We start from the raw sequence: 23808 nt of genomic DNA on the forward strand, positions 1-23808 counted from the left end.
AATATTGATTGGTGTCGCCGGACGTTCTAGTCTGCTCCCACCAAGAGCGTTTGCCGTCGCCACGGCGGCACAACGCAGGCTGATAAAAATAACAGGAGCCAGCATGGGCCAGACTCGTTTTGCCAGTGGGCGTCAATTGGATCTGATTTGCCTCGGGCGCCTGGGCGTCGACCTCTATGCACAGCAAGTGGGTGCACGGCTTGAGGACGTGTCCAGCTTTGCCAAGTACCTGGGCGGGTCCTCCGCCAACATCGCCTTTGGCACCGCGAGGCTTGGGCTCAAGTCGGCGATGCTGAGCCGTGTCGGCGACGACCACATGGGGCGTTTCCTGGTGGAGTCCCTGGCCCGTGAAGGCTGCGATACCAGCGGCATCAAGGTCGACCCGGAACGCCTCACCGCCCTGGTGTTGCTCGGCCTCAAGGACCGCGAGACCTTCCCCCTGGTGTTCTACCGCGAAAACTGCGCCGACATGGCCCTGCGTGCTGAAGACATCAATGAAGCCTTCATCGCTTCCAGCAAAGCCCTGCTGATCACCGGCACGCATTTCTCCACCGACGGTGTGTACAAGGCCAGCATCCAGGCGCTGGATTACGCCGCCAAGCACAACGTCAAGCGCGTACTGGATATTGATTACCGCCCAGTGCTGTGGGGCCTGGCAGGCAAGGCCGATGGCGAAACCCGTTTTGTCGCCGACCAGAATGTCAGCCAGCATGTACAGAAAATCCTGCCGCGCTTCGACCTGATCGTCGGAACCGAAGAAGAATTCCTGATCGCGGGGGGCAGTGAAGATCTGCTCACCGCCTTGCGCAAGGTGCGCGAACTGACCTCGGCGACCCTGGTTGTCAAGCTCGGCCCCCAAGGTTGCACCGTGATCCACGGCGCCATCCCCGCACGCCTGGAAGACGGCGCCATCTACCCCGGTGTGCGCGTTGAAGTGCTCAATGTGCTGGGTGCCGGCGACGCGTTCATGTCGGGGTTCCTCAGCGGCTGGATCAACGACGCCAGTGACGAACGCTGCAGCCAGTTGGCCAATGCCTGTGGCGGCCTGGTTGTTTCTCGCCACGCGTGTGCGCCGGCCATGCCGACGCCCGCGGAGCTCGACTACCTGTTCAACAGCCCGGTGCCGATCACTCGGCCGGACCAGGACGCGACCCTGCAACGCCTGCACCGCGTGACGGTGCCGCGCAAGGCCTGGAAGCAGCTGTTCGTGTTTGCTTTCGATCACCGCTGGCAACTGGTGGACCTGGCGCAGAAGGGCGGCCAGGACCCGGCGCGCATCAGCGATGCCAAGCAACTGTTCATAAAAGCCATCGAACGCGTCGAGAAAAAACTCGCCGAGCAGGGCGTGGAAGCCGACGTCGGCCTGCTGGCCGACCAACGTTTCGGCCAGGACGCGCTAAACGCCGCCAGCGGGCGCGGCTGGTGGATCGCGCGCCCGGTTGAAGTGCAGAACTCGCGGCCCCTGGCGTTCGAACATGGCCGCTCGGTGGGCAGCAACCTGATTGCCTGGCCCCAGGAACAGATCATCAAGTGCCTGGTGCAATTCCATCCCGACGACGAACCGTTGTTGCGCCTGGAGCAGGAAGCGCAACTCAAGGCGGTGTACGAGGCGTCGATGGTCAGCGGCCATGAACTGTTGCTGGAAGTCATCCCGCCCAAGGATCACCCGTCCACTTACCCCGACGTGCTCTATCGCAGTCTCAAGCGCCTCTACAACCTGGGCATCTACCCGGCGTGGTGGAAGATCGAGGCGCAATCGGCCGACGACTGGAAGAAGCTCGACGAACTGATCCAGGAGCGCGACCCGTACTGCCGAGGCGTGGTGTTGCTGGGCCTGAATGCCTCGGCCGAATGCCTTGCCGATGGTTTCCAGCAAGCCCGCCTGAGCACGACCTGCCGAGGCTTTGCCGTAGGCCGTACGATCTTCCAGGAGCCAAGTCGCGCGTGGATGGCCGGTGAGATTGATGACGAGACCCTGACCCAGCAGGTGCAGGCTACGTTCGAACAGCTCATCAGCGCTTGGCGCCACGCCAGAGACTGAACACAGGCCCCAATTTTAAATGCGACCCAATGTGGGAGCTGGCGTGCCTGCGATGCAGGCGACTCGGTCCATCAGAGACACCGAGTGGGTGCCATCGCAGGCAAGCCAGCGCCCACATAAAGCAGATCTCAGTGATACCTGAAAATAATAAAGGTGCAGCCATGCCCGCAATCCGAATTGGCATCAACCCGATCTCCTGGAGCAACGACGACTTGCCGGCCCTGGGTGGTGAAACGCCCCTGAGCACCGCCCTGAGCGAAGGCAAGGAGATCGGCTACGAAGGCTTCGAACTCAACGGTAAATTCCCCAAGGATGCCAAGGGCGTCGGCGATGTGTTGCGCCCCTACGACCTGGCGCTGGTCTCTGGTTGGTACTCCAGCCGGCTGGCACGCCGCTCGGTGGCTGAGGAAATCGAAGCCATCGGCGCGCATGTCGAGTTGCTGAAACAGAACGGTGCCACGGTGCTGGTGTATGGCGAGGTGGCCGATTCGATCCAGGGGGCGCGCGTCCGCCTGATCGAGCGCCCGCGCTTCCACAGCGAGCACGCCTGGCAGGACTATGCCGACAAACTCACCGAACTGGCGCGGTTCACCCTGTCCCAAGGCGTGCGCCTGGCGTATCACCACCACATGGGGGCCTACGTCGAGTCCCCGGAAGACATCGACCAATTGATGCAACGCACGGGCCCGGAAGTCGGCCTGCTGTTCGATTCCGGCCACTGCTACATGGGCGGCGGGGAACCCCTCGACGTGCTGCGCAAACATATCGGGCGTATCTGCCACGTGCACTTCAAGGACGTGCGCAAGCCGGTGGTACAACTGGCACGCAACCAGATGTGGAGTTTCCCTGACTGCATCGTCAACGGCACCTTCACCGTGCCCGGCGATGGCGACATCGACTTCGCCGAACTGCTCGATGTGCTGCTGGCCGCCCAGTACGAAGGCTGGCTGGTGGTGGAAGCCGAGCAGGACCCGGCCGTTGCCCCAAGCTATATCTATGCGAAAAAAGGCTACGACACCTTGCGTGCGCTTCTGAATGAGAGGGCCGGACAATGAGCTTGTTGGTCAAGAGCAGCAAACGCGGAAAAACCATGGTCGCCCTGGAAGAAGGCCGTCTTGAGTACGTGGGCTTTGCCGCCTACCGCCTGAGCCTTGGCGAAACCCTGCCGGTCAGCGCCGGTGACCAGGAGCTGTGCCTGGTGTTGCTCAGTGGTCGGGTGAACATCGAGGGTGAAGGCTTCAACTGGCAGAACCTGGGGGATCGCCAATCGGTGTTTGAAGAGAAATCTCCCTTTGCCGCCTATCTGCCACCTGGCACCGATGCGCAGGTGACTGCCTTGAGCGATGTGCAGATCGCCGTGTGCGCCGCGCCCGGCGGCGAGGGCTACGAGCCACGGCTGATCCGTCCGGAAAACTGCAAGCGCAGCGTGCGTGGCAAAGGGGCCAACACCCGCTACGTGTGCGACATCCTGCCTGACAGCGAGCCGGCCCATTCGCTGCTGGTGGTGGAGGTGCGCACGCCGTCCGGGCATTCGTCGAGCTACCCGCCGCACAAGCACGACACCGATGACCTGCCGCACCAGAGCTTCCTTGAAGAGACCTATTACCACCAGATCAATCCGCCCCAGGGCTTCGTGTTCCAGCGGGTGTACACCGACGACCGCAGTATCGACCAGGCCATGGCCGTGGAAAACAGCGACCTGGTGGTGGTGCCCAAGGGGTATCACCCCGTCAGCGTGCCGTATGGCTACGAGTCCTACTATCTCAACGTCATGGCCGGCCCCAAGCGTGCCTGGCATTTCCACAACGACCCGCAGCACAGCTGGCTGCTGGACCTCTGATCAGCGGTTCTGGACGGAGAACAATAACAATGAAGTCGCCTCTACGTTTCGCCCTCAACCGCATGGTCGCACCCCATTTGTCCCTGCCGGATTTCATCGACTTGGCCGTGACGCTCAAGTGCGATGCCATCGAGATCCGCAACGACCTGGCGGACAAACAAATAGAATTTGGCACCCCGGCCAGCCGCGTACGCGAACTGTGCGCGGTGCAGGGCATCACCGTGTTGTCGATCAACGCGCTGTACCCCTTTGATGTGTGGAGCGACGAACGCCGTGCCCAGGCGATCCAGCTGGCAACCTACGCCCGCGAGTGCGGCGCCCAGGGCCTGGTGATGTGCCCGCTCAATGAGCCGGGCGACACGCGCAACGAAGCCCAACGCGCCGCCGGTCTGCGCACGGCCTTGAGCGAGTTGGCGCTGATCCTGCGCGAGTACGGGATTCTCGGTTTCATCGAACCCCTGGGCTTTGAAGCATGTGCCCTGCGGCGCAAGCGCGTGGCGGTGGATGCGATCAAGTCCATCGGCGGCCTGGATGTGTTCCGCCTGGTGCACGACACCTTTCATCATCACCTGGCCAGCGAGCATGAGTTTTTCCCGGAACTGACCGGCCTGGTGCACATCTCCGGCGTGGAAGATGCCGAGGCGCCGCTGCATTCGATTCGCGACGGCCACCGCGTGCTGGTGGGCGAGGGCGATATCCTCGGCAACGCGGCGCAGATCGACACGCTGCTCAGCACCGGTTACGGCGGCTACCTGTCGTTCGAGCCGTTTGCCGAGAGCGTGCATGGCCTGGCTGACATCCAGCAAGCGTTGGGCGCGAGCATTGCCCACCTGCAAAAATCCCGGACCTGACACCGGACAAACTGTGGGATCACTGTTGATCGACAGATGTGCATTCATTCAAGGTGCGAACATGAGTACAACAAGATTGACCATGGCCCAGGCCCTGGTGAAGTTCCTGGATAACCAATACATCGAAGTCGATGGCGTGCAGAGCAAGTTCGTCGCCGGGGTGTTCACGATTTTCGGCCACGGCAATGTGCTGGGCCTGGGCCAGGCCCTGGAGCAGGACAGCGGTGACCTGGTGGTGCACCAGGGGCGTAACGAGCAGGGCATGGCCCACGCGGCCATCGGTTTCGCCAAGCAGCACCTGCGCCGCAAGATCTACGCGTGCACCGCCTCCGTAGGCCCAGGCGCCGCCAACATGCTGACTGCTGCGGCGACCGCCACGGCCAACCGCATCCCGTTGCTGCTGTTGCCTGGCGATGTGTATGCCAGCCGGCAGCCCGACCCGGTGTTGCAACAGATCGAACAGTTCCACGACCTGAGCATCAGCACCAACGATGCCTTCCGCTCCGTGAGCAAATACTGGGACCGCATCAACCGCCCCGAGCAGTTGATGACCGCCGCGATCCACGCCATGCGCGTGCTCACCGACCCGGCCGAAACCGGCGCCGTAACCCTGGCGTTGCCCCAGGATGTGCAGGCCGAGGCCTGGGACTATCCGGATTACTTCCTGCACAAACGCGTGCACCGCATCGAGCGTCGCCCAGCAACCACTGCAATGATCGGCGATGCCTTGGCGGCTTTTCGGGGCAAGCGCAAGCCGCTGATCATCTGCGGTGGCGGCGTGAAGTACGCCGGCGCCAATGCCGCACTGCAAGCTTTTGCCGAGCGTTTCGAGATTCCCTTCGCCGAGACCCAGGCGGGCAAGAGCGCCGTGGTCTCCAGTCATCCGCTGAACGTCGGCGGGATCGGTGAAACCGGTTGCCTGGCGGCGAACTTGCTGGCACCCGAGGCCGACCTGATCATTGGTGTCGGCACGCGCTACACCGACTTCACCACCTCGTCCAAGTCGCTGTTCAAACATGCCGAGGTGACGTTTCTCAACCTCAACATCAGCCCGTGCGACGCCCTGAAACTCGACGGCGTGCAGGTGCTGGCCGACGCGCAGGTGGCCTTGGAAGCGCTCGCCGATGCCTTGGGGGATTACCGTTCCGGCTGGGGCGGGCAGATCGTTGAGGCCAAGGCGCAGCTGGAGGCCGAAGTGGACCGCGTGCATAACGTGGAATATGCCGCAGACGGGTTTGTCCCCGAGGTCGATGATCACCTGGACCGTGCGGTGCTGCGTGAATTCATCGAGTTGACCGGTTCGTGCCTGACCCAGAGCCGCGTGCTGGGCGTGCTGAACCAGGCGCTCGCCGACGACGCCATCATCGTCGCCGCTGCCGGCAGCCTGCCGGGCGACCTGCAACGTGCCTGGCGCAGCAAGGGCGTGAATACCTATCACGTCGAGTATGGCTATTCATGCATGGGCTACGAGATCAATGCCGCATTGGGCGTGAAACTCGCTGAACCGACCAAGGAGGTCTACGCACTGGTCGGCGACGGCTCCTACATGATGCTGCACTCGGAGCTGGCCACCTCGATCCAGGAGCGGCGCAAGATCAACGTGGTGCTGCTCGACAACATGGCCTTCGGTTGCATCAACAACCTGCAGATCGGCAACGGCATGGACAGCTTCGGCACCGAATTCCGCTACCGCAACCCTGAGAGCGGCAAGCTCGACGGCGGCCTGGTGCCGGTGGATTTCGCCATGAGCGCCGCGGCCTATGGCTGCAAGACCTACAAGGTCAGCACCGTGGAACAACTTGAAGCAGCGCTGGCGGATGCGCGGACTCAAACGGTGTCGACGCTGATCGATATCAAGGTGCTGCCCAAGACCATGATCCATGGCTACCTGTCGTGGTGGCGTGTAGGCGTGGCGCAGGTATCCACCAGCGAGCGCACGAATGCCGCTGCGAAAAAACTCAATGAACACCTGGCGAAGGCCCGGCAGTACTAATAACAAGAGGAGTTTTGTATGTCTTTGAAGCTTGGAGTGATTGGTACAGGCGCCATTGGCCGGGACCATATTCGTCGTTGCAGCCAAACACTGCTCAACAGCCAGGTGGTGGCGGTGACTGACATCAACCTTGAGCAAGCCGCCAACGTGGTGGCGGACTTGAAGCTGGACGCCGAGGTGTACCCCGATGGCCATGCGTTGATCAACTCGCCGCAAGTGGAAGCGATACTCGTGACCTCCTGGGGCCCGAGCCACGAAGCGTTCGTGCTCGCGGCCATCGCCGCCGGCAAGCCGGTGTTCTGCGAAAAACCGCTGGCGGTCACCGCCGAAGGGTGCCGCAAGATCGTCGATGCCGAAGTGGCCTACGGCAAGCGCCTGGTGCAGGTCGGCTTCATGCGCCCGTACGACGAAGGTTATCGCGCACTCAAGGCTGTGATCGACAGCGGCCAGATCGGCGAGCCGTTGATGCTGCACTGTGCGCATCGCAACCCGACGGTGGGCGAGAACTACAAGACTGACATGGCGATCACCGATACCTTGATCCACGAGTTGGATGTGCTGCGTTGGTTGCTCGACGATGACTACGTGTCGGTGCAAGTGGTGTTCCCGCGCAAATCCAGCAAGGCACTGGCCCACCTGCGTGACCCGCAGATCGTGCTGCTGGAAACCGCCAAGGGCACGCGCATCGATGTGGAAGTGTTTGTGAACTGCCAGTACGGCTACGACATCCAGTGCGAAGTGGTGGGGGAGACCGGTATCGCCAAGCTGCCGGAACCGTCCCAGGTGCAACTGCGCAGTGGCGCCAAGTTGTCCAATGCGATCCTGATGGACTGGAAGGATCGTTTTATCGGCGCCTACGACGTCGAGTTGCAGGCGTTCATCGACAGCGTACGCGCCGGGCAGGTTGGCGGGCCTTCGGCGTGGGATGGTTTTGCGGCGGCGGTGGCGGCGGATGCGTGCATTGAAGCACAGGGCAGTGAGCAGATTGTGAGGGTGAGCCTGCCGGATCGTCCGCACTTCTACGGCTAGACCATTGAAGAAACTCGCTCAAGAAAATGTGGGAGTTGGCTTGCCTGCGATAGCGGTCTTTCAGTTGGAAATGTAGCGCCTGATACACCGCCATCGCAGGCAAGCCAGCTCTCACGGTTGATCCGGTTTCCAATTCAAGAAGGTATTTACTCATGCGAATCGGATTGGTTGGCTACGGCCACGGCGGGCGCTTCTTTCATGCGCCGCTGATTGCCACCCTGCCAGGCGCCACTTTTGTCGGCGTGGTCACCCGCTCACCGGAACGCCGCCAGCAACTGGCGACTGACCACCCCGGCCTCAAGGCCTTCGACTCCATTGGCCAGATCGTCGAAGCCGGCGTCGACGCCCTGGTCATCTCCACCACCCTCAAGGGCCGTCCGGCGTTGGTGCTGGAAGCCATCGAACATGGCGTCACGGTGGTCAGCGACAAACCCTTTGCCGCCAACGCCGAGCAGGCTCAAGCGCTGATCACTGCGGCCGAACGCCAGGGCTCATTGCTCAGCGTCTACCAGAACCGGCGCTGGGACTCGGACTACCTGACCCTGCGCAAGCTCATCGATGCCGGCGCCCTCGGCACCATTACCCGTTTCGAATCCCGCGTGGAACGCTACAGCCCGACAGCCCTGGGCAACACCAGCGGTGGGGGTTGGCTACGTGACCTGGGCAGCCACCTGGTCGATCAGGCCCTGCAGTTGTTCGGCCCGGTGGATCGCGTGTTCGCCCAACTGCAATACAGCGCCGAGCACCCCACGGTGGACCACGGTTTCTTTGTCTCCCTGACCCATGCCAACGGTGTCATTTCTCACCTGTGGGGCAACGCCTTGCAAAACAGCCAGGCGCCGCGGTTCCGAGTCAGTGGTACCTCGGGCTGCTACACCGTCGAAGGCCTGGACGGCCAGGAAGAAGCCCTGATCGCTGGCAAGTCGCCAAAGACAGAAGGTGAGCATTGGGGGGCCGAGGAACACCGGCGTTGGGGCTGGTTCGAACAGGGCCCTGAGCGCGAGCGGGTGCCTTCCGAGAAGGGCTGCTGGACGCAGTTCTATCGGCAATTGCAAATGGCTGTGCAAGGGCAGGGACCGTTGCCGGTGGATGCCTATGACGCGCTGGAAACCACCCGTATATTGGACGCCGCACGCCTGAGCGCCGAGCGCCAGCAGGTGGTTTCAACAAAAATAGAATAAAATTCTAAAACAGGTTGATATGGAAATTATTTTCCAATAAAGTCTTTTCCAGGTTGCATAAAGTACGTTCGGACTCGATTCGCGCGACTCAACAAAAACAAGATCAAAAACAACCAGGTACCGTCAGATGAAAATCTTCAACGCTGTACTGCGAGTTTTACGCCCTGCCCACACGCCACGCGGCCTGCCCCGCGCCCGGCCGTTCTACTTCTCTTTCCTTAATGTGCTGTGCGTCGAAAACAAAGGCGCGCTGGTCTGCTGCATTCCCGGTGCACCGGTGGTTCGACTGCCCACCTCGCAACACCCGCTCTGATCAACGCAACGTCCAACAAAACCAACAAGAAAGTGGAGACAGACCGTTCATGAAGACCCCGATCCGTTTTACCGCGCTGGCCTTGTCCATGCTGCTCGCCAGCGGTGTTGCTTCGGCTGCCGATCTCAAGATAGGCGTGAGTATGTCCGCCTTCGATGACACCTTCCTCACCTACCTGCGCGAAGACATGGACAAGCAAGCCAAGTCCTATCCCAAGGGCGACGGCGTGCAGCTGCAGTTCGAAGACGCCCGCGCCGATGTGGTGAAGCAGTTGAGCCAGGTCGAGAACTTTATCAGCCAGAAAGTCGACGCCATTATCGTCAACCCGGTGGACACGGCTTCGACCGGCAACATCATCAAGGCCGCCACGGCGGCGAAAATCCCGTTGGTGTTCGTCAACCGCCGCCCTGACAGCCCGACGTTGGCCCCAGGCGTAGCGGCGGTGACCTCCGACGATGTCGAGGCCGGCAAGCTGCAGATGCAGTACATCGCCGAGAAGCTCGGCGGCAAGGGCAACATCGTGATCCTGCTGGGTGACCTGGCGAATAACTCCACCACCAACCGTACCAAGGGCGTGAAGGAAGTCCTGGCCAAATACCCGGGCATCAAGATCGAACAGGAGCAGACCGGGATCTGGCTGCGTGACAAGGGCATGACCCTGGTCAACGACTGGCTGACCCAGGGCCGCGACTTCCAGGCAGTGCTCTCGAACAACGATGAGATGGCAATCGGTGCGGCCATGGCGCTGAAATCGGCGGGCAAGAAGGGCGTGCTGATCGCGGGTGTCGACGGCACGCCGGACGGCCTGAACGCGATCACCAAGGGCGACATGACCGTGTCGGCCTTCCAGGATGCCAAGGGCCAGGCGGACAAGTCGGTGGAAACGGCACGCAAGATGGCCAAGAACGAGCCCATCGAGCAGAACGTGGTGATTCCGTTCCAGTTGATCACCCCGGACAACGTCAAAGACTTCAAGTAGCCCCTACATAACAACAATAAGCCGGCAGGGCGGTCGTGCCCGCCTTGCCGATGGAGTACCTCGCTATGCTCGCTCAAGCCGCTGTGTCGCAGCCCCCCGGTATCCAGTCGGTGCCGCTGGACGAACCCTACCTGCTGGAAATCGTCAACATCAGCAAAGGCTTTCCCGGCGTCGTGGCCCTGGCCGACGTGCAACTGCGGGTGCGCCCCGGCACGGTGCTGGCGCTGATGGGCGAGAACGGCGCGGGCAAATCGACGTTGATGAAAATCATCGCCGGCATCTACCAGCCTGACGCCGGGGAAATTCGCCTGCGCGGCAAGCCAATCGTGTTTGAAACACCCCTGGCGGCCCAGAAGGCCGGGATCGCGATGATCCACCAGGAACTCAACCTGATGCCCCATATGAGCATCGCCGAGAATATCTGGATCGGCCGCGAGCAGCTCAACAGCCTGCACATGGTCAACCACCGCGAAATGCATCGCTGCACAGCTGAGTTGCTGGCACGCCTGCGTATCAACCTGGACCCCGAGGAACACGTGGGCAACTTGAGCATCGCCGAGCGGCAGATGGTCGAGATTGCCAAGGCCGTGTCCTACGATTCCGACATCCTGATCATGGATGAACCGACATCGGCGATTACCGAGAAGGAGGTAGCCCACCTGTTTTCGATCATTGCCGACCTCAAGTCCCAGGGCAAAGGCATCGTCTACATCACGCATAAAATGAACGAAGTGTTCGCCATCGCCGATGAAGTGGCGGTGTTCCGCGACGGTCACTACATCGGCCTGCAACGCGCCGACAGCATGAACAGCGACAGCCTGATCTCGATGATGGTCGGCCGTGAGCTGAGCCAGCTGTTCCCGGTGCGCGAGACGCCCATCGGCGACCTGCTGCTGTCGGTCCGCGACCTGCGCCTGGACGGTGTCTTCAAGGGGGTCTCCTTCGACCTGCATGCCGGCGAAATCCTTGGCATCGCCGGCTTGATGGGCTCGGGCCGCACCAACGTGGCAGAAACCATTTTCGGCATCACCCCAAGCGATGGCGGGCAGATTGAACTGGACGGCAAAGCGGTGCGCATCAGTGACCCGCACATGGCCATCGAGAAGGGCTTCGCCCTGCTCACCGAGGACCGCAAGCTCAGCGGCCTGTTCCCGTGCCTGTCGGTCTTGGAAAACATGGAAATGGCCGTGCTGCCGCATTACTCGGACAACGGCTTTATCCAGCAGAAAGCCCTGCGCGCCCTGTGCGAGGACATGTGCAAGAAGCTGCGGGTGAAAACCCCGTCCCTTGAACAGTGCATCGACACCTTGTCCGGCGGTAACCAGCAGAAGGCGTTGCTGGCACGCTGGCTGATGACCAACCCGCGCCTGCTGATCCTCGATGAACCCACACGAGGCATCGACGTGGGCGCCAAGGCCGAGATCTATCGCTTGATCTCGTTCCTGGCCAGCGAAGGCATGGCGGTGATCATGATTTCCTCCGAGTTGCCTGAAGTGCTGGGCATGAGCGACCGCGTCATGGTGATGCACGAGGGCGAACTGATGGGCACCCTGGACCGCAGCGATGCGACCCAGGAAAAAGTCATGCAGTTGGCCTCCGGGATGACCGCAGTCCACTGACGTACAGAATAAAAAGGTGATTGGCTATGAACGCAATAACGGATAACAAACCCGCGACGGTGCCAACCAAGAGTCGTCGACGCATGCCCACCGAACTGAGTATCTTCCTGGTGCTGATCGGTATCGGCCTGGTGTTTGAATTGTTCGGCTGGATCGTGCGTGACCAGAGTTTCCTGATGAATTCCCAGCGCCTGGTGCTGATGATCCTGCAGGTGTCGATCATCGGTCTGCTCGCCATTGGCGTGACCCAGGTGATCATCACCACCGGTATCGACCTGTCCTCCGGCTCGGTGCTGGCACTGTCGGCGATGATTGCCGCCAGCTTGGCGCAAACCTCCGATTTTTCCCGGGCGGTGTTCCCCAGCCTGACCGACTTGCCCGTTTGGATCCCGGTGGCGATGGGGCTTGGCGTGGGGCTGCTGGCGGGCGCGATCAATGGCAGCATCATCGCTGTCACCGGCATCCCGCCGTTTATTGCGACGTTGGGCATGATGGTGTCCGCCCGTGGCCTGGCGCGTTACTACACCGAAGGCCAGCCGGTGAGCATGCTGTCGGACTCGTACACGGCCATCGGCCATGGCGCGATGCCGGTGATCATTTTCCTGGTGGTGGCGGTCATCTTCCACATTGCCCTGCGCTATACCAAGTACGGCAAGTACACCTACGCCATCGGCGGCAACATGCAGGCGGCGCGCACCTCGGGGATCAACGTCAAGCGCCACTTGATCATTGTCTACAGCATCGCGGGCTTGCTCGCGGGCCTGGCGGGCGTGGTCGCCTCGGCACGCGCCGCCACCGGCCAGGCTGGCATGGGCATGTCCTATGAGCTGGATGCGATTGCCGCGGCGGTGATCGGCGGTACCAGCCTGGCGGGCGGGGTAGGGCGCATTACCGGCACTGTGATCGGCGCGCTGATCCTCGGGGTGATGGCCAGCGGGTTTACCTTCGTCGGGGTGGACGCGTACATCCAGGACATCATCAAGGGCCTGATCATCGTGGTGGCGGTTGTCATCGATCAGTACCGCAACAAGCGCAAGCTCAAGCGCTGAAGCGTCTTCCTGCAGGTGCCGGCTTGCCGGCGATGGCATCCACAAGGTCCTCCTGAACGGACCGAAGGATCCGCATCGCCGGCAAGCTGGCTGTTGCATTCAACCGTTTGTCTCCTATATAGCTCCACAACACTGAATTTCTTGCTATAAACGCACTCCGATGACCATTCGCCGAGCCCGTCCTGGTGCTTTTGGGGGTTATCTGGGAAAAATGCCTGTCATTTCAGTTGCTGAGCCCTCAAGTCGGCCTTAGACTGCCGCCCCTCGTAAATTGAGTGCCGGGTGGCGCTTGAAATGGACGGCGCCTTTCCGAGACCTGCACAGGCCTTCCGGAACGCTCCCTTATTCGCCTTAATGCACGTATTTTTTATAGAGAAATCAATGACAAAGGAAAAGTTGCTGGCCATGCCGGCGGATGACTACATGAATGCCGAACAGCACGCTTTTTTCGAGCAGTTGCTGCAAGACATGAAAGTGGAACACCACGAGCGCATTGAACAGAACCGCATCGCCATTGAAAGCCTGGATACCCCGGCCGACCCGGCTGACGCCGCTTCCGTGGAAGAAGAGCGTACCTGGCTGGTGAATGCCATCGACCGCGACCAGCGCATGCTGCCGCAACTTGAGCGCGCCCTGGAGCGCATCAAGGAAGATTCCTTTGGCTGGTGCGATGACAGCGGCGAGCCTATTGGCCTCAAGCGCCTGCTGATCAGCCCGACCACCAAGTACTGCATCGAAGCGCAAGAGCGCCACGAGCAGATCGACAAGCACCAGCGCCAAGCCTGATGCGGTGAAGCTGGGGGGCTGCCACGCGGCTCCCCAGGGAAAGACCCGTTACACCCCGGTGTATTGATCTACTGCAAGTCACCCCACTAAAGGCCCATGGATAATGGCCCGATAGTGGCGTTTAATGCAGTGACAATAACGACAAGCAGTGGGGTAACGAAGATGGCTGGAGACGGATCTCTGATGGGCGCAGCAGTGCCACCGCAGCCGGTGGTGCGCGGGCTGCCCGGCTGGCTTACGCCGCTTCTGCAGAGCGCCGCCCTGGTGCTGGTCCTGCTGGGCCTGGCGTTTGCCAGCCTGCCGTTGTACCTCTGCCTGCCACTGGCCTTGCTGGTGATCTGGCTGCCTCGCTTGAAAAATCGCACACCTGTCATTGCCGCTTTCGACGCCGTCGATGGCATTGGCGAGTTGACTCGCGACCTGTCCTATACCACCAGCCATAACGCCTTGTCCGCAGCCGGCGTGGCCTATTCGGTCAAGCAACTGGCGGCCAGGTTGCAGTCGCAGTTGAGCGCCGCCAAGCAGATTGTCAGCAGTGCCGAAGTGATGATCGGCACCGAAAAGATCACTTCTCAACTCAGCCGTGAGGCTTTGCAAGCGGCCAGCCAGGCCCATCAGCGCAGCACCGAAGGCCGCGACGTGCTGGCCCAATCGATCACCCGCATGCACCAGCTCAGCCAGCGCGCCAATGCCAGCCGCGAACTGATCGAAGCGTTGAGCCAGCGCAGCGAGGAAATCCAGCGGGTGACGCTGGTGATCCAGTCGATCGCCAGCCAGACCAACCTGCTGGCACTCAACGCGGCCATTGAAGCGGCGCGTGCCGGTGAGCATGGGCGCGGGTTTGCCGTGGTCGCGGATGAAGTGCGTGGGTTGGCGGGCCGTACGGCCACGGCCACCGATGAAGTTGGGGTGATGGTGGCGGACATTCAGCAGCGCACCGCCCAGGTGGTGGAGCAGATTCGCCAGCTCTCGGCCGACCTGCACACCGGTGTCGAGCAGGTGGAGCATGCCGGCGAGCAGTTGCACAGTATCGCCAGCCTGGCTGCGGATGTGGAAGGCCAGGTCAATGCAATCGCCCAAGGCACCGACACCAACCGCACCCAGCTCGACAGCCTGTTCCATGCCGTGGAACAGATGCGCAGTGACCTGGCCGTCAGCGACCAGCAAACCCGCCAGCTCGCCGACGCCGCCGTGCAGATGGAGGGCCAGGCCGAAACCATCAGCGAACGCCTGGCGGAAGTCGGGCTGGATGACTATCACCAGCGTATCTATGACTTGGCCCGTGAAGGTGCGAGCCGGATTGCCGCGCAATTCGAAGCCGATGTGCAGCAGAACCGCATCAGCCTGGATGACCTCTTCGACCGCAGCTATACGCCTATCGCCAATACCCACCCGAGCAAGTACCACACTCGCTTTGACGGCTACACCGACCAGGTGCTGCCGGCGATCCAGGAGGCGCTGTTGTCACGGCATGAAGGGCTGGTGTTCGCAATTGCCTGCACGCCCCAAGGGTATGTGCCGACTCACAACAAGGCGTTTTCCCAGGCATTGACCGGCGATGCGCAGGTGGATGCCGTGCAGAATCGGACCAAACGCAAGTTCGAAGACCGTACGGGGATCCGCTGTGGTAGCCATCAACAGGCGGTGTTGCTGCAAACCTACACACGCGACACCGGGGAGTTGATGCACGACCTGTCGGTGCCGATCATGGTCAAGGGTCGGCATTGGGGTGGCCTGCGGCTGGGCTATAAGCCAGAGGCTGCCAAAGGCGTGCGCTAGGGGATTATTGCTATTTATGCAATGAAGCTATTCCGGGGATAGCTTTTTCCGACGGGAGTAAAACCGTAGCATGGCCAACATTGTTAGCCAGCTAACTAATGCTGCGGAGAAGCTCCATGCAAAACAAAGTCGATGTTGCCGTGATGATTGGCAGTGGCGTACCCCCAACCCTGCGTGCGCTGGGTCAGAAGGCGTGCTGGGTGGTGTTGCTCAACGGTGAGCAGCGCGGCACGGCGTTCGCCAGTCGCGATGAGGCAGAGGAGTGCAGGGCTGCCTGGCAAGCCTTGTTGCGCCTGGAACAGTCAGACAGCCTGCATTGAGGTTGGCTCAGTTCGCTTGATGCAGACGTTGGTTCAACTCATCCACGGCAATCGCCCATTCGGCGTCATCGCGCAGTTCTTCCTTGAGAAAGCTCGCTTGTTGCGCGGACCAGAAGGGGGCGTCGATCAGCTTCACATCTTCAGGCAAGGGGTGGGCGACGATAAAGGCGTCGATGGCGTCCGGGGTTGAATCCAGGCCCAATTGTTCAAACAGGGTTTCGAGGGTAGGAATTGGCGCATCCATATCGTTCTCCATGCAGGTGGGGTCGTTATGCATGGGAGGGTTGTGGCGCAGGAGAGTTCTATCGGATTGTCAGGAATTCAGGGCTCCGGCATCCACGGCGGACTTCAATGCCTTGGCGGCGTCCTTCGCTGCGATGGCAGCGGCGTCTACGGTTTTGAACCAACGGTCTTTTTCCACCTGATGTGTGGTCACCGTGGTCAGCGGTGGCTTGGCCCGCATTACGATCACTGCTTGGAATTCACCGTCTACTTCCCTTGCGTCGCCATGGATGAAAAATTCGCCGATATCAAATTCCGTCACGTAGAGCCTTCCCTTGGAGATAACTGCACTGGTGAAACTTGGCCCGCAGGGCACAAACTTCAGTGGACGGGCCAGTATGGCAGTTGTTGCGGGTCGGCGGCGCAGTTAAGTTATCCGGCAGACGAAACGATTGCTCCATGGGTGGGGTACAACAGGGCTTCAAGTTTCTTGGCCAGTTCGCAGGCCTTGACAGGGTCGCTACGAAAGCCTTTTATTCGGCCACTGAGCACTTCGCGTATGTGGTAGAAGTTCCTGCCGGCCGGTACGACTTGATAAAGGACTGAATCCGAGTACCCCTCAACGCCATTCAGGCGGTAGTATTGGGCTTCGTCCTGACAGGCGGGGTGGGGCAGCGAAGACATCGCGCGGTAGGGTGATCGTTGCAAGGCCTGCTCCTTTTGATCGATCCGGATGTGATGGGGTTGCAGCGTTTTGGCTGGTTTTGATCCGCGCTGCTGTTTTAGTATTGTCGTCGGCGGCCAGCGCTCGGTTCCATGACAGCGTGTCTATTTGTGTTTGCGTGTCGGAAACTGCATTTTTAATTGGGTTATTCTCTGAAGTTGGTCGGCCCGTATTCTCGCGCCGTTGAACCTGTGATCTCCTGTAGTGCCTGATGACCTTGCACAAGGTCCATCGCGTATGGCTGTACTAGTCTTTTGGCGCGACAGCGGGATTGTCTTCAGTTTTTTTCAAGAATGCGTTGTGTGATCGTGCCGTGATGGCCGTTTTTTTGTGCTGCCCGCTCTGGCGGACGGCGCTCTTTTCGAAGTGGGGGCGTTTCCTTGGCAGTCAGTAATCTGGATATGCACGCGTTGTTCGTGCTGGGTGATTTGCGCGCAAAGTTAGTCAAACAGTTTCAATCCCGTTTCGTTTACATTACCGAGCAGACGCCGGAAGGCATCTACATCGCAGAAATCGACACCGAAGCGGCCCTGGTGGTGGATGACAAGCCCCGGCTGGAGCTTAAAGTCGGCGACCACTTCCGCGCGGCGGTGTTGCCTAGCCGAGAAGGCGGCAAGTTCGAATTGAAGTTTCGCGACATCAAGTTGACCGTGTATGGCCTGGGCGACTATGCCTTCGTCTCCTCGACCGAAGGCCAGGGCATTGTGTTCAAGGAAGGCCACAGCGTAATGCTGGTGTTCGCCGCCAATGAGCAACTGCAGGAAGGCTTGACCAAAACCCTCAAGGCCGTCACCGGCAAGGCCGCCAAATGGCGCAAGGGTGAGCTGGTAACATTCAAGGCCAGTGAGTAATCAGCAAAAAACGCGAACACCCGCTATCTCCCGGAACCTCTACTACAGTTGAGTTGACTTAACTATTCAGAGGCTTCGCGCATACGCAGCAAAGCCGTCCGACATTGGCTGCGATATCGCGAGGTGCGAAGGCATGAAAGGATTGAGAACACTGTTGGCTGCGTCCCTGGCGACCCTGGGGCTTTCGGTGGCGACGTTGCCGGCTACCGCCGCCGAGGCACCGGTACATTTTGCCGACCTGAACTGGGAAAGCGGCAGCCTGATCACCGAAGTGCTGCGGGTCATTGTCGAGAAGGGCTACGACCTGCCTACCGATACCTTGCCAGGCACGACCATCACGCTGGAAACCGCCCTGGCGAAGAACGACATCCAGGTCATCGGTGAAGAGTGGGCCGGCCGCAGCCCGGTGTGGGTCAAGGCCGAGGCCGAAGGCAAGGTGGTGGGCCTGGGCGATACGGTCAAGGGCGCGACCGAAGGCTGGTGGGTGCCGGAATACGTGGTCAAGGGTGACCCCGCCAAAGGCATCAAGCCTCTGGCACCCGAACTCAAGAGCGTGAAGGACCTGGCGCGTTATAAAGACGTGTTCAAGGACCCGGAATCCCCGGGCAAGGGACGCTTCCTCAACAGCCCCATCGGCTGGACCTCGGAAGTCGTCAACAAGCAAAAGCTCAAGGCGTATGGCTTGGACGGCGACTACGTGAACTTTCGCAGCGGCTCGGGTGCGGCACTGGATGCCGAGATCGCCTCGTCGATCCGCCGAGGCAAACCGGTGTTGTTCTACTACTGGTCGCCGACGCCCCTGATGGGGCGCTACAAACTCATCCAGTTGGAAGAGCCGCCGTTTGACGCCGAGGCCTGGAAAACCCTGACGGACGCGGATAATCCTGATCCGAAGCCGACACGGTCGTTGGCGTCCAAGTTGAGTATTGGCGTCTCTGCGCCGTTCCAGAAGGAACATCCGCAGATTGCCCAGTTCTTTGAGAAGGTCGAGTTTCCCATTGAACCGTTGAATAAAGCCTTGGCGACCATGAGCGAAAATCACACCGCGCCACGTGAGGTGGCCCAAGCGTTTCTCAAGGAGCATCCGGACGTGTGGAAGGCTTGGTTAACCGATGACGTGGCGCAGAAGGTTGAAGCCAGCCTGAATTAGGCACTGATCTCACTGCCAGTCGGGTCCTCCCTGTGGGAGCAGGCAATCCAGCTCCCACAGGAAGGTGTATTTGAATGTCAGAACCGGGTTTGTACCGCTACCTCAAAGGTGCGTGGCGAGCCCAGGTAATACGCCGGCGATACGTGAGCAAACTCGGCATACACCTCATTCGTCAAGTTGCGCACCCGGCCCGTCACCGAGGTGTGCGAGTCCACCTTGTAGCGCAGGAACGTCCCGAACAGCGTGTAGGCCGGCACCGTCTGGGTGTTGGCATTGTCCGCATACACCTCGGCCACATACCGCGCATCGACCCCACCTTGCCAGTCCTCGGCGAAATCATACGTCAGCCACAGGTTGCCCACGCGCTTGGGCACATTGGTCGGTGTATTGCCCTTGCGCGAGACCACCGCGCCACTGGCGATTTTCTCATTGAAGTCTTCGTATTCGGCGTCGACCCAGGCGAAGTTACCTTCTGCCAACAGCCTTGGCGTGATGCGCAACGAACTGGCCAACTCGATACCCCTGGATGACTGCGCGCCGACCGGGATGCTGTTGGTCGGGTCTTGCGGGTCAGTGACGGCAAAGTCCTTGCGCTCGATCTTGTAGGCGGCAACGGTGGCGGAGCCACGGCCGTCCAGGTAATCAAACTTGCTGCCCACTTCCCACTGTTTGCCCGTCGAGACATCAAACACTTGCGTGGTGGTATTCGGTTGCTCGGCGGCGGTGCTGTACTGCACATACACATTGGCCGACGGGATGAACTGATAGGTCAGGCCCACGCGGCCGGTCACCGGTTCCCAGCTGCGCTTGAAGTGGCGTGGGTTGGTGGCCGTGACGACGCGGTGGTTGGTCACGTCCAGGTCGATGGCGTCATACCGCAGGCCGGTGAGCAGCGAGAGTTTATCCGTGAGGCCCAGGCGGTTTTCCACGAACAAGGCCTTGGTGGTGACTTCGCTGGTCTTGTCCTTGCTGAAGCTTTCCCGGGTTCGAGGGATGTCGTAGAAGTGCCCGGGGTCGAAGTTGCCTGGATCCACCGTGCTGTTGCCTGGCACATTCAGCGGGGTGTTGGTGGTGCTGTTGACCTTGTATTCGAAACCGCCGGACCAGGTGGTCGACAGGCCAAAGAGGCTGTCGTCATGGCGCAGCTCGAACTGGTTGCCGTTCTGCTCGCCCTGATGGCGCACTTGGTAGGCCGTCGAGCGGTTCACTGCGCTGTTGTCGGCGTTGTATTGGTAGGTTTCCAGGTTGCGGTAATCGCGCTGGCTGTCGAGGTGGTAGAGGGTGTTTTTCAGCGTGGTGCTGTCGTTGATTCGGTAGTCAATGATCGAGCGCGCCCAGATCGTCCGTTGCTCGTAGCGGCCGTCGGCGACGTTGTAGTTGTTGAAGCGGTTGTGCTTGTCGATCTTCAGTTCGCCCGCCTTGGGGTTGAGCACCGGCGTGCCCCAGTAGGGACTGTCTTCATGCTCGTCATGGTACTCCAGCGCCAGGGTGTGGGACAGGTTCGGTGTAAGGTCACTGAGCAGGGAAAACGCCAGGCTCCACGCCTCGCGCTGGTCGCGGTCGATGTAGCTGTGGTTGGTGTTGCGGCTTACATCCAGGCGTGCGTAATGCTGCACGTCGGCGCCAGGTTCAGTCAGGGCATGATTGACACCGAAGGCCATGCCAGCGGTGTCATAGCTGCCATAGGTGAGTTGGCCTTCGGCAGCCTGTTCCTCGCGGGTGGCCAGCTTGGTCACGTAGTTGAGCGAACCGCCCACCGAACCTGCACCGTTGATCAGGGAGGAGGGGCCGCCCACCAATTCCACCCGGTCATAGATCCATGCATCCACTGGCCGAGCCAGGCCAGTGGCGACGTTGATACCGTTGAACATCTGGGTGATCTGGCTGCTCGTAAAGCCACGGTAGGAGACAAACCCGCCAAACCCTGGCGGTGCGCTGGCGTTGACCCCGGGCAGGGTATTGGCCGCATCGCGGAAGGTCTTGGCACCGTGGCGCTCGATGTCATTGCGATTGGCGATGGCCACCGACGCGGGGGTTTCCCGCACGCTCAGGCCCAATCGCGACGCCATGCCGCTGGATTGGTCCAGGGTCAGGCCGGGTTCGGCCGCTTGGTCGCCATCAATGGTTGTCGGGGCTAACTCAAGGGCCCAGGCGCAGACAGGCAGGCAGACGAACGCGCCCGCCAACAGGGGTAGATGTTTCATGGTTGAATCCTGAAAAACTTGGCTTGAAAACAACGCACAGCCGCCCGTACTTCCTTGCGGAAACGGTGCTCAGTGCAGATCGGAAAGCGCAGGGATCAGGCGAAGGCAGGCGGAGCGCGCGGGTGCGCCGTGGGCCAGGTGAAGCGGGCAGGGATGTCGGCAGCCAGGACAATGGCGGGTGGTGGGGCGTGGGGTTGCGGCAACACCGCCACATTCAGGCTGGAACTCAGCGCCGGGCCCGTGCCACCCGTGGAACACAGCGGGCAACCAAATGCCTTGGACAGCGTGGGCAGGTTCTCTTCAGTGGAATTGGACGGCTTGGGCGCCTGGGTGCGCGGGTCCACCGTACAAAACTGACCGCCGATGCCATTGAGCTGCATGCCGACCATCTGCCCATGTCCGATACTGCAGGCGAACACATTGAACAGGACGCAGCTGTAGAGCATCCAGGCAATGAGCGAGCGGTCGGCACGGGCAAGTTTCATGGGGCGGCACTTTACCATCAGCCGCCGACGAAATGCCTGCAAAAAATCTCAGGGCGACTATCCTGATCCGCACCTTTTCAGGGAGAGCCAGCCATGAGCTTCGTTGTCGCACGATGGATTGTCGGCGTTTTTACCTGCATCAGCATGGTCCACCTGTATTGGGCCGCCGGCGGCAAACTCGGCAGCCTTGCTGCCATCCCCCAACTGCCCGGCGAATTCGCCAGCGGCCCAAGGCCCGCGTTCAAACCCTCCGCGCTGGGGACCTTCCTCGTGGCAATGGGGCTGGTGGCCATTGCGCTGCTGGTGTGCCTGCGGGCCGGGTTGTACTTCTCGGCAGTGTCCCATGGGGCGTTGCAATGGGGAATCAGCGCGATTGCCGTGCTGATGTTTGCCAGGGCGATTGGGGATTCGGAATTGGTGGGGTTCTTCAAGAAGGTAGGTGGGTCGAGATTTGCGAGGTTGGATACGTATTTTTATTCGCCGTTGTGTCTGGTGTTGGGGGTGGGGTTGTTGGTGGTGGCGTGGGGGTGAGGGCTGATTGCTCGTTAAGCAGGACATTCATTATCAAAGGTTGAATGCAGTACCGCGCAATCCCTAGGTTACGTCATCGTTGACAGTGCATCGCTGCGAAATCTTCTTGGAATGACATAGCCCCTTTACCCTACCCAAGGGTCGCTCAATAACGCCGTTACTGTCTTACGGGGCTTAAATATTTCGAGATCAGCATTTCTAAAAGAGGGATTTGCACCGTGCTAGCGTTGCCCGTCTGGGGCGATTTTTCTGTCGGTGAGCATGTGTCTGCGCTGGGGCATCTCTTTTGCAAGAAAGTTATATCAATTCTTTCGACTGTTACTATTGCGAAATTCTCGTTTTGGTCGGGGTAGTCTTAGTCATTGCCCGCATAACTAAATGAGGTAAGGTTTTAAAGGGTTTATTGTTCAACAAGCCATGTGGGTCGTAAGAGAAACTATCATTCTTACGCTCGGAATTGGTTTCGGTCGAATGGCTTTTTGTATATCAAGATGGTCGGCTAGATTTAAAGTTGGTTCAGCTCGTAGAAGCTTTCCACGTCGGTTTCGTATGGGCAGTAGCTTGCAAAGCAGGTCGCCGTCGCTCGAACAATGAGTAATGGGACTTCTTTCTCTATTGTTTCATAGATTGCTATTTTCTGAGCTTTCTCAATATTGGTTGATGCGAGATTTGATGGCGTTGGTAGTGGTGTCGTTATTCATTGTGCTCTAAGAGCTATTCAAGGAGGATGGTAATAGGATCACGGGTTTTCCGTTTCCTTCAAATGTGAAGTGCGGGCCATTTTTCTTATGGGGCACACATTGATATGTGTGGAGTTGGTGTGGGTGGCCATTGAGCTGCACGTGCCTGGGCCCTAGGCTTTACTTTTCAATGGTATCTCGCGGGCAGGGACTAAATATATGTTGGGTGTAAGATGACTCTGGTTGCTCGCACGTCGACGTAACCGGATTCATGAATGATTGGTCCATCGAGTTCAATAAGGAGTATTGAATCACCAAGTTTTAACACGGCGCAGTCCTCGTCCGTCACTTCAATCAATTCAGCTGTTATTTGATAAGTGCCGTTTACATGGGTGATCTGTGAAGTCGTATCGAAGGATGGCGTAACGTTTATCCCCCAAGAAAAAATTTCATCCAAGTCGAGCTCTACATCCTGATCATCACCGATGTTGGGAGGGACCCCTAGCCATGACGCGGTGCCACTTCCGATGGATGAGCGAAAGCTGACTAATAAAGTGTCTGCAGTGGATATTACTTCGGTAATTCGTATTTTCATTTCACTTCTTCGGTAGTGGAACTCTAACGACGGTGTTGTCCACATTCATGGTGTTGGTTTTAAGCTCAAGAGTCCAAGTCTCCTCATGATAGTGATGTCTGCTTGGTTTGCTGTTCATTTCGTGCGAGCCGTAACGGATGCTTCTTTTAGCGTCACTAGAGACTATCCTGTCACGATCGGGTGTTCCGGTTCGTGGGTTGGTGTTGGTGTGAGGACCTGGCCCTAGGAATTCATCCCACTTTCGCACGGTTTCTTGGGGTTTGACGGGTTTATTGGCGTAGGTTTCGATGTGATATCCCATTTTAGGCGGGATATTTGAGGGCATTGGGAGAAATGGCTCCCCATCATTGGCGTTTGCCTTCGTTCCTAAATCTTCTGCATCGCTAGTCGGCTTGCACTTGTCGCCACCTGGACAGGGGCTCAATCCTAGCGGATCAACCCATCCCATAGGATTGGGCACGTACTGGTAAGCATTGATCCCACCCGCCAACTTCACCGGGTCCGGCGTCAGGTAACGACCAACATCCGGATTGTAGTAGCGATGGCGGTTGTAGTGCAGCCCGCTTTCTTGATCGAAATATTGGCC

Annotated in this window: 24 protein-coding genes; 17 read left to right on the forward strand and 7 right to left on the reverse strand. The window is 59.8% G+C overall.

Annotated features, from left to right (window positions below; all coding sequences use genetic code 11):
- Window positions 1–103: 103 nt before the first annotated feature.
- From iolC to CQ002_RS25285, 14 genes are all read left to right on the forward strand, one after another.
- Complete coding sequence (gene iolC, locus CQ002_RS25220) at window positions 104–2041, forward strand: 5-dehydro-2-deoxygluconokinase (protein ID WP_098466319.1); 1938 nt, start codon at window positions 104–106, stop codon at window positions 2039–2041.
- A gap of 161 nt (window positions 2042–2202) precedes the next feature.
- Window positions 2203–3096 (forward strand): myo-inosose-2 dehydratase, encoded by an 894-nt coding sequence (gene iolE / locus CQ002_RS25225; RefSeq protein WP_105162044.1) that lies wholly within the window; start codon window positions 2203–2205, stop codon window positions 3094–3096.
- Window positions 3093–3881, forward strand: coding sequence for a 5-deoxy-glucuronate isomerase (gene iolB, locus CQ002_RS25230; protein WP_069023505.1), 789 nt, complete (start codon window positions 3093–3095; stop codon window positions 3879–3881). Before iolE ends, iolB begins: the two co-directional genes overlap by 4 nt.
- Window positions 3882–3910: 29 nt before the next feature.
- The gene (locus tag CQ002_RS25235) at window positions 3911–4732 is read left to right on the forward strand and encodes a TIM barrel protein (RefSeq protein WP_105162045.1); all 822 of its coding nucleotides are present in this window, start codon (window positions 3911–3913) and stop codon (window positions 4730–4732) included.
- A gap of 61 nt (window positions 4733–4793) precedes the next feature.
- Window positions 4794–6725: a 3D-(3,5/4)-trihydroxycyclohexane-1,2-dione acylhydrolase (decyclizing) gene (gene iolD / locus CQ002_RS25240; protein ID WP_098466323.1), complete on the forward strand. Its 1932-nt coding sequence runs from the start codon at window positions 4794–4796 to the stop codon at window positions 6723–6725.
- 18 nt (window positions 6726–6743) lie between these two features.
- Complete coding sequence (locus CQ002_RS25245) at window positions 6744–7754, forward strand: Gfo/Idh/MocA family protein (RefSeq protein WP_034104402.1); 1011 nt, start codon at window positions 6744–6746, stop codon at window positions 7752–7754.
- A gap of 152 nt (window positions 7755–7906) precedes the next feature.
- Window positions 7907–8935 (forward strand): Gfo/Idh/MocA family oxidoreductase, encoded by a 1029-nt coding sequence (locus CQ002_RS25250; protein WP_034104404.1) that lies wholly within the window; start codon window positions 7907–7909, stop codon window positions 8933–8935.
- A gap of 127 nt (window positions 8936–9062) precedes the next feature.
- The gene (locus tag CQ002_RS25255) at window positions 9063–9248 is read left to right on the forward strand and encodes a hypothetical protein (protein WP_080758266.1); all 186 of its coding nucleotides are present in this window, start codon (window positions 9063–9065) and stop codon (window positions 9246–9248) included.
- Between the two features lie 49 nt (window positions 9249–9297).
- A complete protein-coding gene (locus CQ002_RS25260) occupies window positions 9298–10227 on the forward strand; it encodes a sugar ABC transporter substrate-binding protein (protein ID WP_034104406.1) in 930 nt (309 codons plus the stop codon).
- A 65-nt stretch (window positions 10228–10292) separates the two neighbouring features.
- Entirely contained in the window at window positions 10293–11846 is a 1554-nt protein-coding gene (locus CQ002_RS25265) for a sugar ABC transporter ATP-binding protein (RefSeq protein ID WP_034104409.1), read from the forward strand.
- A gap of 26 nt (window positions 11847–11872) precedes the next feature.
- Entirely contained in the window at window positions 11873–12895 is a 1023-nt protein-coding gene (locus tag CQ002_RS25270) for an ABC transporter permease (protein ID WP_016975559.1), read from the forward strand.
- A 381-nt stretch (window positions 12896–13276) separates the two neighbouring features.
- On the forward strand, window positions 13277–13681 hold the full coding sequence (locus CQ002_RS25275) for a TraR/DksA C4-type zinc finger protein (RefSeq protein WP_010564800.1): 405 nt from the start codon (window positions 13277–13279) through the stop codon (window positions 13679–13681).
- Between the two features lie 546 nt (window positions 13682–14227).
- Complete coding sequence (locus tag CQ002_RS25280) at window positions 14228–15460, forward strand: methyl-accepting chemotaxis protein (RefSeq protein ID WP_371919473.1); 1233 nt, start codon at window positions 14228–14230, stop codon at window positions 15458–15460.
- A 116-nt stretch (window positions 15461–15576) separates the two neighbouring features.
- Window positions 15577–15780 carry a hypothetical protein gene (locus CQ002_RS25285; protein WP_034104418.1) on the forward strand — a complete coding sequence of 68 codons (204 nt, stop codon included), beginning with the start codon at window positions 15577–15579 and terminating at the stop codon, window positions 15778–15780.
- 7 nt (window positions 15781–15787) lie between these two features.
- Here CQ002_RS25285 and CQ002_RS25290 read toward each other — a convergent pair whose 3' ends face one another.
- From CQ002_RS25290 to CQ002_RS25300, 3 genes are all read right to left on the reverse strand, one after another.
- Window positions 15788–16024 carry a DUF2789 domain-containing protein gene (locus CQ002_RS25290; RefSeq protein ID WP_028615869.1) on the reverse strand — a complete coding sequence of 79 codons (237 nt, stop codon included), beginning with the start codon at window positions 16022–16024 and terminating at the stop codon, window positions 15788–15790.
- 69 nt (window positions 16025–16093) lie between these two features.
- On the reverse strand, window positions 16094–16324 hold the full coding sequence (locus CQ002_RS25295; RefSeq protein WP_034104424.1) for a hypothetical protein: 231 nt from the start codon (window positions 16322–16324) through the stop codon (window positions 16094–16096).
- Window positions 16325–16434: 110 nt separating this feature from the next.
- Window positions 16435–16710 (reverse strand): hypothetical protein, encoded by a 276-nt coding sequence (locus CQ002_RS25300; RefSeq protein ID WP_234010422.1) that lies wholly within the window; start codon window positions 16708–16710, stop codon window positions 16435–16437.
- 417 nt (window positions 16711–17127) lie between these two features.
- Here CQ002_RS25300 and CQ002_RS25305 point away from each other — a divergent pair, with 417 nt between their 5' ends.
- Together CQ002_RS25305 and CQ002_RS25310 are read left to right on the forward strand one after the other, a co-directional pair.
- On the forward strand, window positions 17128–17577 hold the full coding sequence (locus tag CQ002_RS25305) for a hypothetical protein (protein WP_052211095.1): 450 nt from the start codon (window positions 17128–17130) through the stop codon (window positions 17575–17577).
- A gap of 133 nt (window positions 17578–17710) precedes the next feature.
- Window positions 17711–18727, forward strand: coding sequence for an ABC transporter substrate-binding protein (locus CQ002_RS25310; RefSeq protein ID WP_105162048.1), 1017 nt, complete (start codon window positions 17711–17713; stop codon window positions 18725–18727).
- Between the two features lie 77 nt (window positions 18728–18804).
- On the opposite strand, the gene CQ002_RS25315 is transcribed toward CQ002_RS25310, so the two are convergent.
- Both CQ002_RS25315 and CQ002_RS25320 read right to left on the reverse strand, forming a co-directional pair.
- A complete protein-coding gene (locus CQ002_RS25315; protein ID WP_105162049.1) occupies window positions 18805–20931 on the reverse strand; it encodes a TonB-dependent siderophore receptor in 2127 nt (708 codons plus the stop codon).
- A gap of 95 nt (window positions 20932–21026) precedes the next feature.
- The gene (locus CQ002_RS25320) at window positions 21027–21416 is read right to left on the reverse strand and encodes a DUF2946 domain-containing protein (RefSeq protein WP_105162050.1); all 390 of its coding nucleotides are present in this window, start codon (window positions 21414–21416) and stop codon (window positions 21027–21029) included.
- A 93-nt stretch (window positions 21417–21509) separates the two neighbouring features.
- Here CQ002_RS25320 and CQ002_RS25325 point away from each other — a divergent pair, with 93 nt between their 5' ends.
- Window positions 21510–21947, forward strand: coding sequence for a DUF3995 domain-containing protein (locus CQ002_RS25325; RefSeq protein ID WP_034104435.1), 438 nt, complete (start codon window positions 21510–21512; stop codon window positions 21945–21947).
- Between the two features lie 891 nt (window positions 21948–22838).
- On the opposite strand, the gene CQ002_RS25330 is transcribed toward CQ002_RS25325, so the two are convergent.
- On the reverse strand, window positions 22839–23222 hold the full coding sequence (locus CQ002_RS25330) for a hypothetical protein (protein WP_105162051.1): 384 nt from the start codon (window positions 23220–23222) through the stop codon (window positions 22839–22841).
- Between the two features lies 1 nt (window position 23223).
- A partial coding sequence (locus CQ002_RS25335) for an RHS repeat-associated core domain-containing protein (RefSeq protein WP_146117483.1) occupies window positions 23224–23808 on the reverse strand: 585 nt, incomplete at its 5' end.

It is taken from the genome of Pseudomonas sp. MYb13, assembly GCF_002980075.1.
In the GTDB taxonomy this organism is placed as follows: Bacteria; Pseudomonadota; Gammaproteobacteria; order Pseudomonadales; family Pseudomonadaceae; genus Aquipseudomonas; species Aquipseudomonas lurida.